This window comes from Nonomuraea polychroma (assembly GCF_004011505.1).
GTDB classification, from domain to species: Bacteria; Actinomycetota; Actinomycetes; order Streptosporangiales; family Streptosporangiaceae; genus Nonomuraea; species Nonomuraea polychroma.
In genome coordinates, this window is record NZ_SAUN01000001.1 from 3,830,305 (window position 1) to 3,843,809 (window position 13,505).

Here is a 13,505-nt window from a genome sequence, read left to right on the forward strand (position 1 = left end):
AAGATCAAGTTGGCGGAGCGGTGCGGCGGAGCCGTACCACCGCAAAGGCGAGCAGCCCGAGGGCGGCCAGAGCGAAGACCGCGTTGCCGATGAGGTCCACATTCGCGGGCGCTGGGAAACTCGGCGGCTGAGGGAAGCCGTGCCAGGCGTAGGTGACCAGGCCGGCAGCGCCCAGGGCGAACCTGTGCCAGGGTCCCCAGCCCATGCGCCGGGACCAGCGCAGGATGAGCAGCGTCATCGTGGCGTAGAGCGCGAGGTAGAAGCCGACCGTGATCCACGCGGGCACGATGGACTGCAGCTTGCCCGCCATGGTGGGGAGCCAGAACGCCAGCCCGGCCGCGATGGTGATCGCGAAGACGGTCCACGGGCCGGCCGGCGTGGCCGGGAGGAGGGGGCGGCGGAATCGAACGGACAGGAACGCGGCGATGATCAGGGCGACGGCCGTGATCAGCGTCCAGGTGACCTGAGCGGCCGACAACGGGTAGATGGCCGGACCTGCCAGGGCGATGGGCACCGCGCCGCCTAACAGGAACAGGACGGCTGACACGGTGAGGCCGACCTTGCCGAGCCAGGGCGTGTCCGGCTGGCGTGAGCCCGCCTCTACCATCGAGATCGGCACCGCGATGCTCCACACCCCATGGATGGCCAGAACGAACACGGTCCAGTAGGCGCCGATGCCCAGTGCCGGAATGAACCCATAGTCGAGCAACCGCAGCCCGACATAGTCGGGATTGAACAGCGACCGGGTGAGCAGGCCCTCCTCGATCACGGCATAGGCGAGCCCGAGCAGGGTGATCCCCGGCCACCCCAGCTGCCACCGGCGGGCGACCTCACGGATCAGCAGCGCGCCACCGCCATAGAGCGGAATCAGCCCGATGATCATCGGTAGGGCGTTGATGGCGATGTTGCCCAGCAGATACTCACCGACCAGCGGCGCGAGAACCAGCAGGCCAAGTGCTGGAAGAAGGCGTTTGAACACGTCTACCCTCACCGGTTGTAGAGCCTGCGTGCCGACAGATAACTGACCAGGGCGATGCCCGCACTCCACACAGCCGCCTCCAGGAAGCTGGACCCGGCCGGACGCCCGGCCAGCAGCGCGCGCAGCGTCTCGATGACAGGGGTGGCCGGCTGGTGCTCGGCGAACCAGCGCAAACCGGCCGGCATCGACTCGGTCGGGACGAAGCCGCTGCCGAGGAACGGCAGCAGCATCAGCGGCATCGGCAGGTTGCTGGCCGTGGCCACGTTCTTGGTGACCATGGCGAGCGCGACCGACAGCCAGGTGATCGCGAAGGTGAACATGGCCAGCACACCGACCACGCCGAGCCAGTCCAGCACCGAGGCGGACGGGCGGAACCCGATCAGCAACGCCACCACGGTCACCATGGCAATCGCGAGGAACGTCTGCACCATCGCCCCGAGTACGTGCCCGGTGAGCACCGAGACGCGGGCGATGGCCATGGTCTTGAACCTGGCGATGATGCCCTCGGTCATGTCGGTCGCCACCGAGATCGCGGTCCCCTGCGCGGCCCCGACGATCGTCGTGATCATGATGCCGGGGGTGAGGTAACCGACGTAGGCGGCGCGGTCGGCGCCGATGCCCGCACCGATGGTGCCGCCGAAGACGTAGACGAACAGCAGCAGGAACACCACGGGCACGGACGCGAACGTGAGGATCAGCGTGGGGTAGCGCCAGATGTGTTTGACCTGGCGCCGCAGCATCGTCGCCGAGTCGGTGATCGCTCTCATCGGGAGGGCTCCTTGGTCGAGGGCTCCTGCGTCAGGGTGAGGAAGACGTCGTCCAGGTCGGGGGTGTGCACCGACAGTTCGGCGACGTCGATGGCCTGCGTGTCCAGCCACTCCAGGAGCTTCCTCAGCGTCCTGACTCCGCCGGAGTCGGGGATCTGGACGGTGAGCGCCGCGTCGTTGCTGGAGGTGGCGCCGACGTGGCCGGCCGCCCTGCGGTACCCGTCGGGGTCGGCGAAGCGCACGACGATGTGGCCGCCGGGGACCATTCGCTTGAGCTCCTCAGGGGTGCCTTCGGCCACCAGGCGGCCCTGGCTGAGCAGGGCGATGCGGTCGGCGAGTTCGTCGGCCTCCTCCAGGTATTGGGTGGTCAGGAAGATGGTCACGCCGTCCTGCTGGACGAGGTCCCGGACGATCTGCCACATGGTGCGGCGGCTGCGCGGGTCCAGGCCTGTGGTCGGTTCGTCGAGGAAGATGAGGCTGGGTGTGCCGACCATGGTCATGGCAAGGTCGAGCCGGCGGCGCATGCCGCCCGAGTAGGTGACCGCGGGCTTGCGCGCGGCGTCGGTGAGGTCGAAGCGCTCCAGCAGTTCGCGGGCGCGCCTGCGGCCCTTGGCGCGGCCGAGGTGGAGCAGGTCGGCCATGAGTCGCAGGTTCTCCTCGCCGGTGAGGAAGCTGTCGACCGCGGAGAACTGGCCGGTGACGCCGATCGCGGCACGCACCTTGTCGGGTTCCTTGGCCAGGTCGTGCCCGGCCACCCAGATCTCGCCCGCGTCGGCCTTGATCAGGGTGGACAGGATCTGCACTGTGGTGGTCTTGCCCGCGCCGTTGGGGCCGAGCAGCGAGAAGACGGTGCCCTGCGGGATGGTGAGGTCGATGCCGTCCAGGACGCGGTGGGCGCCGTAGGACTTGCGCAGCCCCGTCACCGAGACGAAGGTTCGCATCGCGTTCACCTCCGATCCCAGGTGACGGGCAGGCTGTGCAGGCCGTAGACCTGCGAGGGGTCGGTGCGCAGCGACAGCTCTTCAGCCGGTACGGCGAGCCGCAGCGTCGGGAAGCGGATGAGCAGCGCGGGAAACGCGACGCGCATCTCGATGCGGGCAAGCTGCTGACCGAGGCACTGATGGACGCCGTGGCCGAAGGCCAGATGCCCGGCGGCCGAGCGGCGCAGATCGAGCACGTCGGGGTCGGAGAACCTGGCCGGGTCCCTGTTGGCGGCGTTGATCGCGATGACGACCGTGTCGCCCGCCTTGAGCTGCCTGCCGCCGAGCTCCACGTCCTCCAGCACGCCGCGCATACCGGTGGCGGCGACGGACAGGTAACGCAGCAGCTCCTCCACGGCGCCGACGGCTAGGTCGGGGTCGCCGCGCAGGGCGGTGAGCTGGGCCGGGTTGCGCAGCAGGGCGAAGGTGCCGAGTGCGAGCATGTTGGCGGTGGTGTCGAGCCCGGCGCCGAGCAGGAACGCGGCCACGCCGCCGAGTTCCTCGTCGGTCAGGTCGCCGCCGGTGGCCAGGTCGCTGAGCAGGTCGTCGGTCGGCTTGGCCCGCTTGGCGAGCGCCAGCTCCCGCAGGTAGGTGCCGAGCTCGGCGAAGGCGGCGTACTGCGCCTCAGCGGTCCCGGCGTCCGGCAGGGCCCGGGTGGAGCTGTGGAACTGGTCGCGGTCCTCGTACGGCACGCCGAGCAGCTCACAGATCATCAGCGCTGGAACCGGCTGCGTGAAGACCTCGACGAGGTCGGCGGGCGGCCCTTGTCGCTCCATCGCGTCGAGCCGCTCACGGGTGATCTCGGTGACCCGCTCGGTGAGCAGGTTCATCCTGCGGACGGTGAACTTGCCCGCCAGCAGCTTGCGGAAGCGGGTGTGCTGGGGTGCGTCCATGCCGGTCAGGTCGCCGACGGGGGCGGGCGGCAGGTGCCCGCCCGCCAGGGGGTGGTAGTGGGTTTCGTAGCGGGAGCTGAAGCGCGGGTCGGCGAGGATCTGGCGGACCAGGTCGTATGCGGTGATCATCCAGACGCCGGGGGCGCCCTCGGGCGCGGCCACGCGGGCGATTGGCTGCTCTGCGCGCAGGGCGGTGAGCGAAGGGGCGGGATCGAAGGGACAGGCGGGTGAGCGGTCGAAGGACGGAGTGACCGGCTCGTCGCGATAGAACGTGTTCATCACAATTGAAAGCTACGTTGCTTTCAGAAATTCTGTCAATCAATCAATACACATAAGTACAGGTCAAAGCCGATAAATTGATGCGTTGACGCTGAAGCTAAATGCAATGAAACGTTGCATTGTGTGGCGCCGAACGCAATAGTGGTGTCATGCCAGAAGGAAGGTTGACCCTGCAGGACCGCCAGCGCATCGCGACCGGCCTCGCCGAAGGCCGCTCCTACGCCGAGATCGCCAGGCGGCTGGACCGGCCGACCTCGACGATCAGCCGTGAGGTCGGCCGCAACGGCGGCCCCGGCGACTACCGCCCCGAGCGGGCGCACCAGGCGGCAGCGCGGCGGGCGCGGCGCGGCACCCCGGCACGTTCGCCCGAGGCCGAACCTCAGGATCGCAAGGTATTCGAGGTGGAAGAGGGAGCCGTCGAGATGGCGGTCGGGATGGGCCTGCCGAAAATGGTGGCGCGCGTGCTCATCGGCCTGTGGCTGAGCGAGGACGGCAGGCTCACTGCGGCCGAGCTTTCGCGCGGGCTGAAAGTCAGTCCCGCCTCGATCTCCATGGCGGTGGGCTATCTGACCCAGCAGGGGCTGATCAGGCGCGAACGTGATCCGCAGCGGCGGCGCGACATCTACGTGGTCGACGACGACGCCTGGTACCACTCGACGGTGATCAGCGCGCGGCAGACGCTCGCGGCGGCTGAGATCGCGAAGGCGGCGGGGCAGACGCTCGGGCTCGACACGCCCGTGGGACGCCGCCTGGCCAGGGGCGGTGCGTTCCTGGAGCGGATCAGCCTGGACGCTCTGGCGTCGGCCGAACGCTGGCGCGACCTCCCGCCGTGATCAGATCGCTGGGATTGTGCCCCGGATTTCACGTGCTGTGGTCAAATCGCCCCCTCAACGCCCACGAGGCCCTGTTCGACCCCGTAACGAAACTCCCGCACCCAGCGCCGCGCTTATCTCGGGTCCGTCTGAACCGTCGGGCAAGTAAGGCAAGTGGCCTTCTGTGAACTTGCCTGACGGATTATCTGGGGTTGTCAGGCAAGTAGGTCACGTCAGGGGACGTGAAGTGATCTTGGGTGACTCTTGGTAGTCAGACATGTGTGGCATGTAGCGTGATCGCGTCTTGCCTCACGAGTGACTTCGGGGGTCTTCCGGCATGTCAGCCATGTCAGGTGGACTGCCTCGGTTCTACCGGCCTGAGCGGGCAGTGGCCGCCGATGAGTCGGTGTCGTGGGTGGTGGTCGATGAGGACCTGGAGCTGCAGGTCGAGGCGTGCGCGTACCTGGCAGGGCTGCGGGGGCGGGCCGGGGTTCAACACCTTCTTGCGGCTGTCTCGCTCAAGCCGCCGTCGCGTCCCCGAAACGGGTCGGGCATCAGGGCCTAGGCCGTGTTTCAAAAGGGTCTTTGAGGGCTTGCGGCGTGGCGGTCATCGATAAACGACGAGGTCTCCGGTAGTTGGTTCAACGACCAAGAAGAGCCAAGTACCGGAGACCTCGTGGCCAGCGTAGCGGTGACGAGGCGGCATGACCTGACCGATGGGCAGTGGGCAGCGCTGGAGCCGCTGTTACCCGCCGCCTCGGGCCGCGGTCGTCCGCCGAAGTGGAGCAGGCGGCAGTTGATCGACGGGATCCGGTGGCGGATCCGGACCGGCGCGCCGTGGCGGGACGTCCCCGAGGTGTACGCGCCCTGGTCAACGGTGTACGGCCGGTTCCGCCGCTGGCAGCGTGATGGCACCTGGGCCAAGATCCTGGCCGCGATGCAGGCGCACGCGGACGCCGCCGGAAAGATCGGCTGGACGGTGAGCGTGGACTCCACCATCAGCCGCGCCCATCAGCACGCCGCCGGGGCACGCCGGGACAGTCACCTGCAGAAGGAACCGCCTGGCGGGGTGCAGAGCGAACCGGACGATCATGCGCTGGGCCGCTCACGCGGTGGGCTGACCACCAAGACGCACCTGGCCTGCGAGCAGGGCCGCAAACCCCTGGCCCTGCTGGTGACGGCCGGTCAGCGCGGTGACAGCCCGCAGTTCATCCCCGTGCTGAGCAAGATCCGGGTCGCTCGTCTTGGCGGCGGCCGGCCCCGGACCCGCCCCGATCGAGTCCTGGCCGACAAGGCCTACACCAGCAAGGCCAACCGCGGCCATCTGCGCCGGCGTGGGATCAAGGCGTGCATCCCGAGTAAGGCCGACCAGGACGCCAGCCGGCGCGCCAAGGGTTCCAGGGGCGGGCGACCTCCTGCCTTCGATCCCGCTCTTTACCGTCAGCGGCACGCTGTGGAATGCGGCATTAACCAGCTCAAACGCAACCGCGCCATGGCCACCCGGTACGACAAGCTCGCTGTCCGTTTCGAGGCCACACTCACCATCGCCGCGATCAACGAGTGGCTCAATGCCTTATGAAACACGGCCTAGTGGCGGTGTGGTCCCGGTGTTCGCGGATCTGGCCGTGGTGGTCGGCGACCCAGGTGATCAGGGACGTGACGATGTGGTGGAGGCTGCGGCCCAGGGGGGTGAGTGCGTACTCCACACGCGGTGGCACCTCCGCGTAGGCGGTCCGGGTCACCAGGCCGTCCTGCTGGAGCTGGCGCACGGTGAGGGTGAGCATCCGCTGGGAGATGCCAGGGACTTCGCGCTGCAGGTCGGTGTAGCGCAGGGGGCCGGCCTCCAGTACGGCGATCACCAGCAGGCTCCACTTGTCGCCGACCCGGTCCAGTATCTGCCGGACGAAGTCCATCTGCTCGGCGGGGATGCCGGCGCACGGCCCCCGGCCTGCGGCGGCATCAGGTCGGTCTGCGGTGTCCATGGCGCACATTCCCTTCCGGCACGCACATCGATGTGCCTTTTGTACGGCCTTCCGTACTGGTCCATCATGGCGCTGCGCACAAACAGTAGGAATTGGAGTTAGCTGTGAGAGTCGAGATCTGGTCCGAGATCACCTGGCCCTGGTGCGGCCTGGGCGCCACCGTCTGGACCGCGCCGTGGAGCGGTTCGAGCACGGCGACGAGGTGGAAGTAATCCACCGCTCGTTCCCGCTGAGCGACGGTTTCACCGTCGGCAGCACGATCAGCGTCCGCGAGGTCACGTTGCGAAAGTACGGCCTGGCCGACGAGATCGGCCTGGAGCGCGAGAAGACCCGGCGCGTGCTCAGCCAGGTCTGGAACGAGACCCACCCAACCGTTCTCGTTGCCGACAACGACGCGGCGATCTGCGGCCCGGACGGCTGCGCGGTTCCCGCCGACCACGCCTGATGTACACACCTGATCCACACGCCTGCCGGGCATCCGATCTCCGCATGTCCCCGGCGGTCACAACACGAAAGAGATCTCACTGTGCCCACTCTCGCCATCGTCGGCGCCGGCCCCGGCATGGGCCTGGCCATCGCCCGCACCTTCGGTAGCCGCGGCTTCGACGTCGCCCTGATCGCCCGCACCAAGGAGAAGCTGGAAACGCTGGTCGACCAGCTCGGCCAGGAAGGCATCACGGCCGCCGCGTTCCCCGCCGACGTCCTCGACCGCGCCTCACTGACCGATGCCCTGGACGCGGCCAAGGCCCGCTTCGGCGGCATCGAGGTACTGGAGTACTCCCCTGCCCCGCACGCCCGGGTGCCCGGCCTCACTCTGGCCGCTCCCTCGGAGGTCACGGTGGACAATCTGCAGCCGATGATCGAGTACGCCTTCTATGGCGCCATCACGGCGGCCCAGACGGTGCTGCCCGCGATGCGCGAGGCGGACGCCGGGACCCTGCTGTTCACCACCGGCGGCGGTTCCGTGGACCCGGTACCGATGTTCGGCAACGCCAACCCGGCCCAGGCAGCTCTGCGCAACTGGGTGCTCAACCTGAACAAGGAACTGGCGGGCAGCGGCGTGCACGCCGCCCACGTGGCGATCAACGTCTGGATCGGCGAGGGCGGCCAGGCGGGATTTCCGGCGGCCACGCCCGAGCAGATCGCTCCCCTGTACTGGGACCTGTACGAGAACCGCGACCGCTCCGAGGCCGTCTTCAACGCCTGACCAGCCGGCCCGGCCCGCTCCGGCGAGGGGTCATTCGCCCGCAGGCAGTCCGGCAGGAGAACACCAGCTTGCTGTCCCAGATGATCGCCGATCTGGAGGCCCGGCTCGCCGAGCCGGCAGCAGGCTGACCAGGACGGCCTTGGCGTCATGGCGGCCGTCCCCGGACCGCGCCGCACCCCCAAACCGGCCAGGAGCCCCGATCATGACCACGCTCGAACGCACCCTCGCCAAAGCGCTCACGGAGATCGTCATCAGGCTGGACCTCGGCGAGGACGACGCCCTCGCCGAGGTCTCGATGCAGCTGCTGGAGCCGGTGATCGCCCTCTTGCAGAGCCTGTCCGAGCAGGACCGGCGGGCACTCGCCGAGCTGATCAACCAGTGCGCGCAGGAGGAAACCGACCCTGAGCGGCATCTGACGGCCTGGGAAACGCCCGAAACCCTGGGTCTCCTGGTCTGAGGGCATCGCTGCTCAAAGCGTCCTGACCGACAGCGCACACTCCTGGGTCCGGCGGCGCGCGAGCTTCCCGCGAGTCCGCTGCGCCCGGCCCGCAGCGCCGAGGGTCTCCTAGCATGGGCAGTGAGGGGGATGGTCTGCATGCAGCTTCGCAGCACCGCCGCCGGGCTCATCATCGGAGCAGTCGTGGGTGTTCTGACTGGTGTTCCATCCGCAGCCTGGACACTCGCCCAGATGCCCGCCGACCCGCCGAGAACCGGCGAACATGACCGCATGATGGCCGACTGCCACCGGATGATGGGCATGGGTGAGCACATGGCAGGACAAGATTCGGCTCAGTGAAGCGGAGAGGGATCCACCACCCAAGCTCTGCACATCAAGATCCCGGTAACCATCACGTTGCTGGGATCTTGGCGCTTCCACCGGTCTTTCGCCCTAGCCCCACAGGCCGCCGGTGACGGAGCCGCGACTGCGACAGATCGGGACGAACCCTCCGCTCAACAATGACCACGCAAGCAGCCGCGGGCTGCCTCCTTGCCTTACGTGATTTACAGACCTTCAAGCGGCTGACCAGACGAGGTCCCTTCCGGCAGCAGTCATCACCTGGGTTTCCGCGGCGACTTCGTCGCGCGCGGATTGATCGCGATGCCTTGCCTCCGTCGGGGGGTGGTCCAACGATAGGTTTAAGTAAAATATCTCGCAAGATGTGTTAACTTCTGCGGTGATTTCTGGTAACAATACTCCTTACCAGCTCAACCCCTCCCTCTCCGGAGTATGGATTCCGTAGGTCATGACGCCGCGGAATCCGGGAGCTCCCGCCCTTCGTCGACACCCCCACCAGAACCCCGCCAGGGAAGGACCCCTCGTCATGCCATCGACCAGACATGCCCTCATCGCCGGCATAGCCGGCATAGCCGTCCTCGTCACCGGATGTGCCGGCGCCGGAGGCGGCAGCACATCCGGCGACGGCGGCGAGGGCGCGAGCATCAACGTCCTGATGGTCGGCAACCCGCAGATGGAAGACATCGCGAAGCTGACGAAGGACACGTTCACGAAGGACACCGGGATCACGGTGAACTTCACGATCCTTCCCGAGAACGAACTGCGCGACAAAGTGACGCAGGACATCGCCACCCAGGCCGGCCAGTACGACGTCGCCACCATCGGCGCCTACGAGGTACCCATCTGGAATGAGAACGGCTGGCTGCACGAGCTGGGCACCTACGCCGGCAAGGACCCAGGCTTCGACACAGCCGACCTGCTCAAGCCGATGGTGCAGTCGCTGTCCGGATCGGACGGCAAGCTCTACGCCCTCCCGTTCTACGGTGAGTCGTCCTTCCTCATGTACAACAAGGAAATCATGGCGGAGAAGGGCGTCACGGTGCCCGAGCGTCCGACCTGGGATGAGGTCGCCGACATCGCCGCCAAGGTCGACGGTGCCCGCCCGGGGATGAAGGGCATCTGCCTGCGCGGCCTGCCCGGCTGGGGCGAGCTCGGCGCGCCGCTGACGTCCGTGGTCAACACCTTCGGCGGCACCTGGTTCACCAAGGACTGGCAGGCGCAGGTCAACAGCCCGGCGTTCAAGAAGGCGACCAACTTCTACGTCGACCTGGTCAAGAAGCACGGTGAGGCAGGCGCCCCGCAGGCGGGGTTCACCGAGTGCCTGAACGCGATGAGCCAGGGCAAGGTCGCAATGTGGTACGACGCGACCAGTGCGGCCGGGTCGCTGGAGGACCCCAGCGTCAGCAAGGTCGCCGGCAAGGTCGGCTACGCGTACGCACCTGTGATGGAGACCAAGAGCAGCGGCTGGCTGTGGGCCTGGGCGTGGGCGATGCCCAAGACCACGAAGAAGGCCGATGCCGCCTCGAAGTTCATGCTCTGGGCGTCCGGCAAGGAGTACGAGAAGCTGGTCGGCGAGAAGCTGGGCTGGGCGAGGGTGCCCGCAGGAAAGCGGGCCAGCACCTACGAGATCCCGGAGTACAAGAAGGCCTCCGCGGCGTTCGGTGACATCACCCTGAAGTCCATCGAGGAGGCCGACCCGGCCAATCCGGGCGTGCAGCCCAGGCCCACGGTAGGCATCCAGTTCGTGGCAATCCCCGAATTCCAGGATCTCGGGACCAAGGTGACGCAGGAGATCTCCGCGGCCATCGCCGGCAAGACCAGCGTGGACGAGGCGCTGAACAACGGCCAGAAGCTCGCCGAGGAAGTCGCGAAGAAGCAGCAGTGACCCGGACGTGCCCCGGCCGGCCTCGGCGCCGGCCGGGCACCGACCACGACCCGGCCGTCACCGGCGGAGGAAGTCCATGACCACGCTCATCGATACACCCAAGCCAGCGCCGCCGCCCGCCCGCCCGCGGACATCCGCCGGCATCGAAAAGTGGCGGCGTCGCGTTCCGCTGCTGCCGGCGCTGATCTTCACCATCGCCGTCACGCAGCTGCCGTTCGTGGCCACGCTCGCCATCTCCACCTTCCAATGGAACATCCTGCAGCCGGGAGAGCGGCACTTCACCGGCCTGTCCAACTACGCGTTCGTCTTCACCGACGAGCGGCTGCGCGCGGCGGTGCTCAACACCATCGTGCTCACCGCGTCGGTGGTGCTCATCAGCGTGCTCCTCGGACTCGGTCTGGCGCTGCTGCTCGACCGCCGGTTCGCCGGCCGGGGACTGGCGCGCACCCTGCTCATCGCTCCGTTCCTGGTCATGCCGGTCGCATCGGCGCTGCTGTGGAAACACGCCATCTACAACCCCGACTACGGCCTGCTGAACGGTACGCTCAACGCCGTCTACCGGTTCTTCGGAGCCGCCAACGGTCCCACGGTCGACTGGGTCTCCTCCTTCCCCATGCCGGCCGTCGTGCTGTCGCTGGTGTGGCAGTGGACCCCGTTCATGATGCTGATTCTGCTGGCAGGCCTGCAGGCGCAGCCCCATGACGTGCTGGAGGCCGCCGGGGTGGACGGGGCGACGCCGCTGGAGACCTTCCGCTTCATCACGCTGCCGCACCTGCGGCGCTACATCGAGCTGGGCATCCTGCTCGGCACCATCTACGTCGTGCAGACCTTCGACGCGGTCTTCACCATCACCCAGGGCGGTCCCGGCTCCGAGACGACGAACCTGCCCTACGAGATCTACCTGACCATGTTCCGCAAGTACGAGTACGGCGAGGCGGCCGCTGCCGGAGTCGTCGTGGTGATCGGCTCGATCATCATCGCGACCTTCGCCCTGCGCACCATCGCATCGCTGTTCCGCGAGGAGGCGTCGCGATGAGCGATCAGGGAGCGACCGGCACCGTCATCCAGAGATTCCGGGCCCGCCGGCACCCCGCCGACCACGGGAAAGAGCTGCGGCTGTCGCCGATGTGGACCTTCGTGGCCTGGCTCGCCACACTGGCCTTCTTCGCCCCCGTCGCCTGGATGGCGCTCACCTCCTTCCACCAGGAAGCAGACGCGGCGACCAACCCGCCCAGCCTCCTCGCGCCCCTCACCCTGGACCAGTACTCGCTGCTGCTCGGCCGGGACGTCACTCCGTTCCTCATCAATTCGGCCACCGCCAGCATCGTCTCGACGCTGCTCGTCCTGCTCCTCGCGGTGCCGACGGCCTACGCGCTGTCCATCAAGCCGGTCGAGAAGTGGACCGACGTGATGTTCTTCTTCCTGTCGACGAAGTTCCTCCCGGCCATCGCGGCGCTGCTGCCGGTGTACCTGATCGTCAAGGACATCGGGATGCTGGACAACGTGTGGACGCTCGTCGTCCTCTACACCGCCATGAACCTTCCGATCGCGGTGTGGTTGATGCGCTCGTTCCTCGCCGAGGTGCCCAGGGAGATCCTGGAGGCGGGAGAGGTCGACGGCGCCCGCCTGCCCACCGTGCTCTTGCGGGTCGTCGCGCCGGTCGCGATGCCCGGAATCGCGGCCACCTCGCTGATCTGCTTCATCTTCAGCTGGAACGAGTTCATGTTCGCCGTCAACCTCACCGCGACCAGGGCGTCTACCGCGCCGGTGTTCCTGGTGGGCTTCATCACCAACGAGGGCCTGTTCCTCGCCCGGCTGTGCGCCGCCGCCATGCTGGTGTCCCTGCCCGTGCTCATCGCGGGCTTCGCCGCCCAGGACAAACTCGTCCGCGGCCTCTCCCTGGGGGCTGTGAAATGAGAGCAGCCGTCATCACGCGGCCTGGCGCCGTCGAGATCGCCACCGTCGACGACCCGGCCCCCGGTCCGCGTCAGGTCGTCGTCAAGGTGTCCGCGTGCGGGCTGTGCGGCACCGACCTGCACATCCTGCAAGGGGAGTTCGCGCCCAAGCTGCCCATCATCCCCGGCCACGAGTTCGCCGGGGAGGTCGTCGCCGCCGGCACCGCCGTCACCGAACTCCCCGTCGGAGCGCGGGTCGCGGTGGACCCGTCGCTGTACTGCTTCGAGTGCCACTACTGCCGCATCGGCCGCAACAACCTGTGCGAACGATGGGCCGCGATCGGGGTCACCGACCCAGGCGGAGCCGCCGAGTTCGTGGCCGTTCCCGTCGCCAACTGCACGGTCCTGCCCGAGACCGTACGGACCGAGGACGCGGCTCTGATCGAACCGCTGTCCTGCGCGGTGCGCGGCTACGACATCCTGCGCGCCCGCCTCGCCTCCCGCGTCCTGATCTACGGCGCCGGGACCATGGGCCTGATGATGCTTCAGCTCGCCAAGGCCACCGGCGCCGCCCGGGTCGACGTCGTCGACATCAACGCCGAGCGGCTGTCCACCGCCGGACAGTTGGGCTGCTCGGCCGCCGCCGCGTCCGCCGACGAACTGGACCGGCCACGCCACGGCTGGGACCTCGTCATCGACGCCACGGGCAACGCCAGGGCAATTCAGGACGCCCTCGGCCGGGTCGGCAAGGGCGGCACGTACCTGCAGTTCGGCGTCGCCGACTACGCCGCTCGCGCGACCATCGAACCGTACAAGATCTACAACCAAGAGATCACCATCACCGGCTCCATGGCCGTCCTGCACAGCTTCGAACGCGCCGCGGACCTCTTCGCCACCGGCGTCATCGACCCGGAGATCTTCATCAGCGACCGCCTCCCCCTGGCGGCGTTCCCGGACGCGATCAGCCGCTTCCGGACAGGTATAGGCCGCAAGATCCAGATCCAGCCCGGCCTCGCCACCGCGTGAACGC

Annotated in this window: 16 protein-coding genes; 11 read left to right on the plus strand and 5 right to left on the minus strand. The window is 67.9% G+C overall.

Annotation, left to right across the window (positions count from 1 at the left end; all coding sequences use genetic code 11):
• Window positions 1-4: 4 nt before the first annotated feature.
• The 4 genes from EDD27_RS17360 to EDD27_RS17375 are packed head-to-tail and all read right to left on the minus strand — an operon-like array spanning window position 5 to window position 3,898.
• Window positions 5-979 (minus strand): hypothetical protein, encoded by a 975-nt coding sequence (locus EDD27_RS17360; RefSeq protein WP_206641470.1) that lies wholly within the window; start codon window positions 977-979, stop codon window positions 5-7.
• 8 nt (window positions 980-987) lie between these two features.
• Window positions 988-1,746: an ABC transporter permease gene (locus tag EDD27_RS17365; protein ID WP_127933361.1), complete on the minus strand. Its 759-nt coding sequence runs from the start codon at window positions 1,744-1,746 to the stop codon at window positions 988-990.
• Window positions 1,743-2,687 (minus strand): ATP-binding cassette domain-containing protein, encoded by a 945-nt coding sequence (locus EDD27_RS17370; protein ID WP_127933362.1) that lies wholly within the window; start codon window positions 2,685-2,687, stop codon window positions 1,743-1,745. Before EDD27_RS17370 ends, EDD27_RS17365 begins: the two co-directional genes overlap by 4 nt.
• A gap of 5 nt (window positions 2,688-2,692) precedes the next feature.
• A complete protein-coding gene (locus EDD27_RS17375) occupies window positions 2,693-3,898 on the minus strand; it encodes a cytochrome P450 (protein WP_127933363.1) in 1,206 nt (401 codons plus the stop codon).
• Between the two features lie 149 nt (window positions 3,899-4,047).
• On the opposite strand from EDD27_RS17375, the gene EDD27_RS17380 reads away from it, so the two are divergent.
• The 3 genes from EDD27_RS17380 to EDD27_RS17390 all read left to right on the plus strand — a co-directional run bounded on the left by EDD27_RS17380 (window position 4,048) and on the right by EDD27_RS17390 (window position 6,289).
• A complete protein-coding gene (locus tag EDD27_RS17380; protein ID WP_164903650.1) occupies window positions 4,048-4,731 on the plus strand; it encodes a helix-turn-helix domain-containing protein in 684 nt (227 codons plus the stop codon).
• A gap of 325 nt (window positions 4,732-5,056) precedes the next feature.
• Window positions 5,057-5,275 carry a hypothetical protein gene (locus EDD27_RS17385; protein ID WP_127933364.1) on the plus strand — a complete coding sequence of 73 codons (219 nt, stop codon included), beginning with the start codon at window positions 5,057-5,059 and terminating at the stop codon, window positions 5,273-5,275.
• A 126-nt stretch (window positions 5,276-5,401) separates the two neighbouring features.
• Window positions 5,402-6,289, plus strand: a complete 888-nt coding sequence (locus EDD27_RS17390) for an IS5 family transposase (RefSeq protein ID WP_206642146.1) — start codon at window positions 5,402-5,404, stop codon at window positions 6,287-6,289.
• On the opposite strand, the gene EDD27_RS17395 is transcribed toward EDD27_RS17390, so the two are convergent.
• Complete coding sequence (locus EDD27_RS17395; protein WP_206641471.1) at window positions 6,276-6,692, minus strand: winged helix-turn-helix transcriptional regulator; 417 nt, start codon at window positions 6,690-6,692, stop codon at window positions 6,276-6,278. The two genes, EDD27_RS17390 and EDD27_RS17395, sit on opposite strands and share 14 nt — an antisense overlap.
• 142 nt (window positions 6,693-6,834) lie before the next feature.
• Between EDD27_RS17395 and EDD27_RS17400 the strand changes: the two genes are divergently transcribed.
• The 8 genes from EDD27_RS17400 (at window position 6,835) to EDD27_RS17435 (ending at window position 13,501) form a co-directional block, all read left to right on the plus strand.
• Complete coding sequence (locus EDD27_RS17400) at window positions 6,835-7,137, plus strand: hypothetical protein (RefSeq protein WP_206641472.1); 303 nt, start codon at window positions 6,835-6,837, stop codon at window positions 7,135-7,137.
• Between the two features lie 81 nt (window positions 7,138-7,218).
• A complete protein-coding gene (locus tag EDD27_RS17405) occupies window positions 7,219-7,899 on the plus strand; it encodes an SDR family NAD(P)-dependent oxidoreductase (RefSeq protein WP_127933366.1) in 681 nt (226 codons plus the stop codon).
• A 202-nt stretch (window positions 7,900-8,101) separates the two neighbouring features.
• Window positions 8,102-8,356 (plus strand): hypothetical protein, encoded by a 255-nt coding sequence (locus tag EDD27_RS17410; protein WP_127933367.1) that lies wholly within the window; start codon window positions 8,102-8,104, stop codon window positions 8,354-8,356.
• 138 nt (window positions 8,357-8,494) lie between these two features.
• Window positions 8,495-8,695 carry a hypothetical protein gene (locus EDD27_RS17415; RefSeq protein WP_127933368.1) on the plus strand — a complete coding sequence of 67 codons (201 nt, stop codon included), beginning with the start codon at window positions 8,495-8,497 and terminating at the stop codon, window positions 8,693-8,695.
• 526 nt (window positions 8,696-9,221) lie between these two features.
• Complete coding sequence (locus tag EDD27_RS17420) at window positions 9,222-10,580, plus strand: ABC transporter substrate-binding protein (protein WP_127933369.1); 1,359 nt, start codon at window positions 9,222-9,224, stop codon at window positions 10,578-10,580.
• A gap of 76 nt (window positions 10,581-10,656) precedes the next feature.
• Entirely contained in the window at window positions 10,657-11,616 is a 960-nt protein-coding gene (locus EDD27_RS17425) for a carbohydrate ABC transporter permease (protein WP_127933370.1), read from the plus strand.
• Complete coding sequence (locus EDD27_RS17430; protein WP_206641473.1) at window positions 11,613-12,497, plus strand: carbohydrate ABC transporter permease; 885 nt, start codon at window positions 11,613-11,615, stop codon at window positions 12,495-12,497. The genes EDD27_RS17425 and EDD27_RS17430 overlap by 4 nt, the downstream gene beginning before the upstream one ends.
• The gene (locus EDD27_RS17435; RefSeq protein ID WP_127933371.1) at window positions 12,494-13,501 is read left to right on the plus strand and encodes a zinc-dependent alcohol dehydrogenase family protein; all 1,008 of its coding nucleotides are present in this window, start codon (window positions 12,494-12,496) and stop codon (window positions 13,499-13,501) included. Before EDD27_RS17430 ends, EDD27_RS17435 begins: the two co-directional genes overlap by 4 nt.
• Window positions 13,502-13,505: the final 4 nt, after the last annotated feature.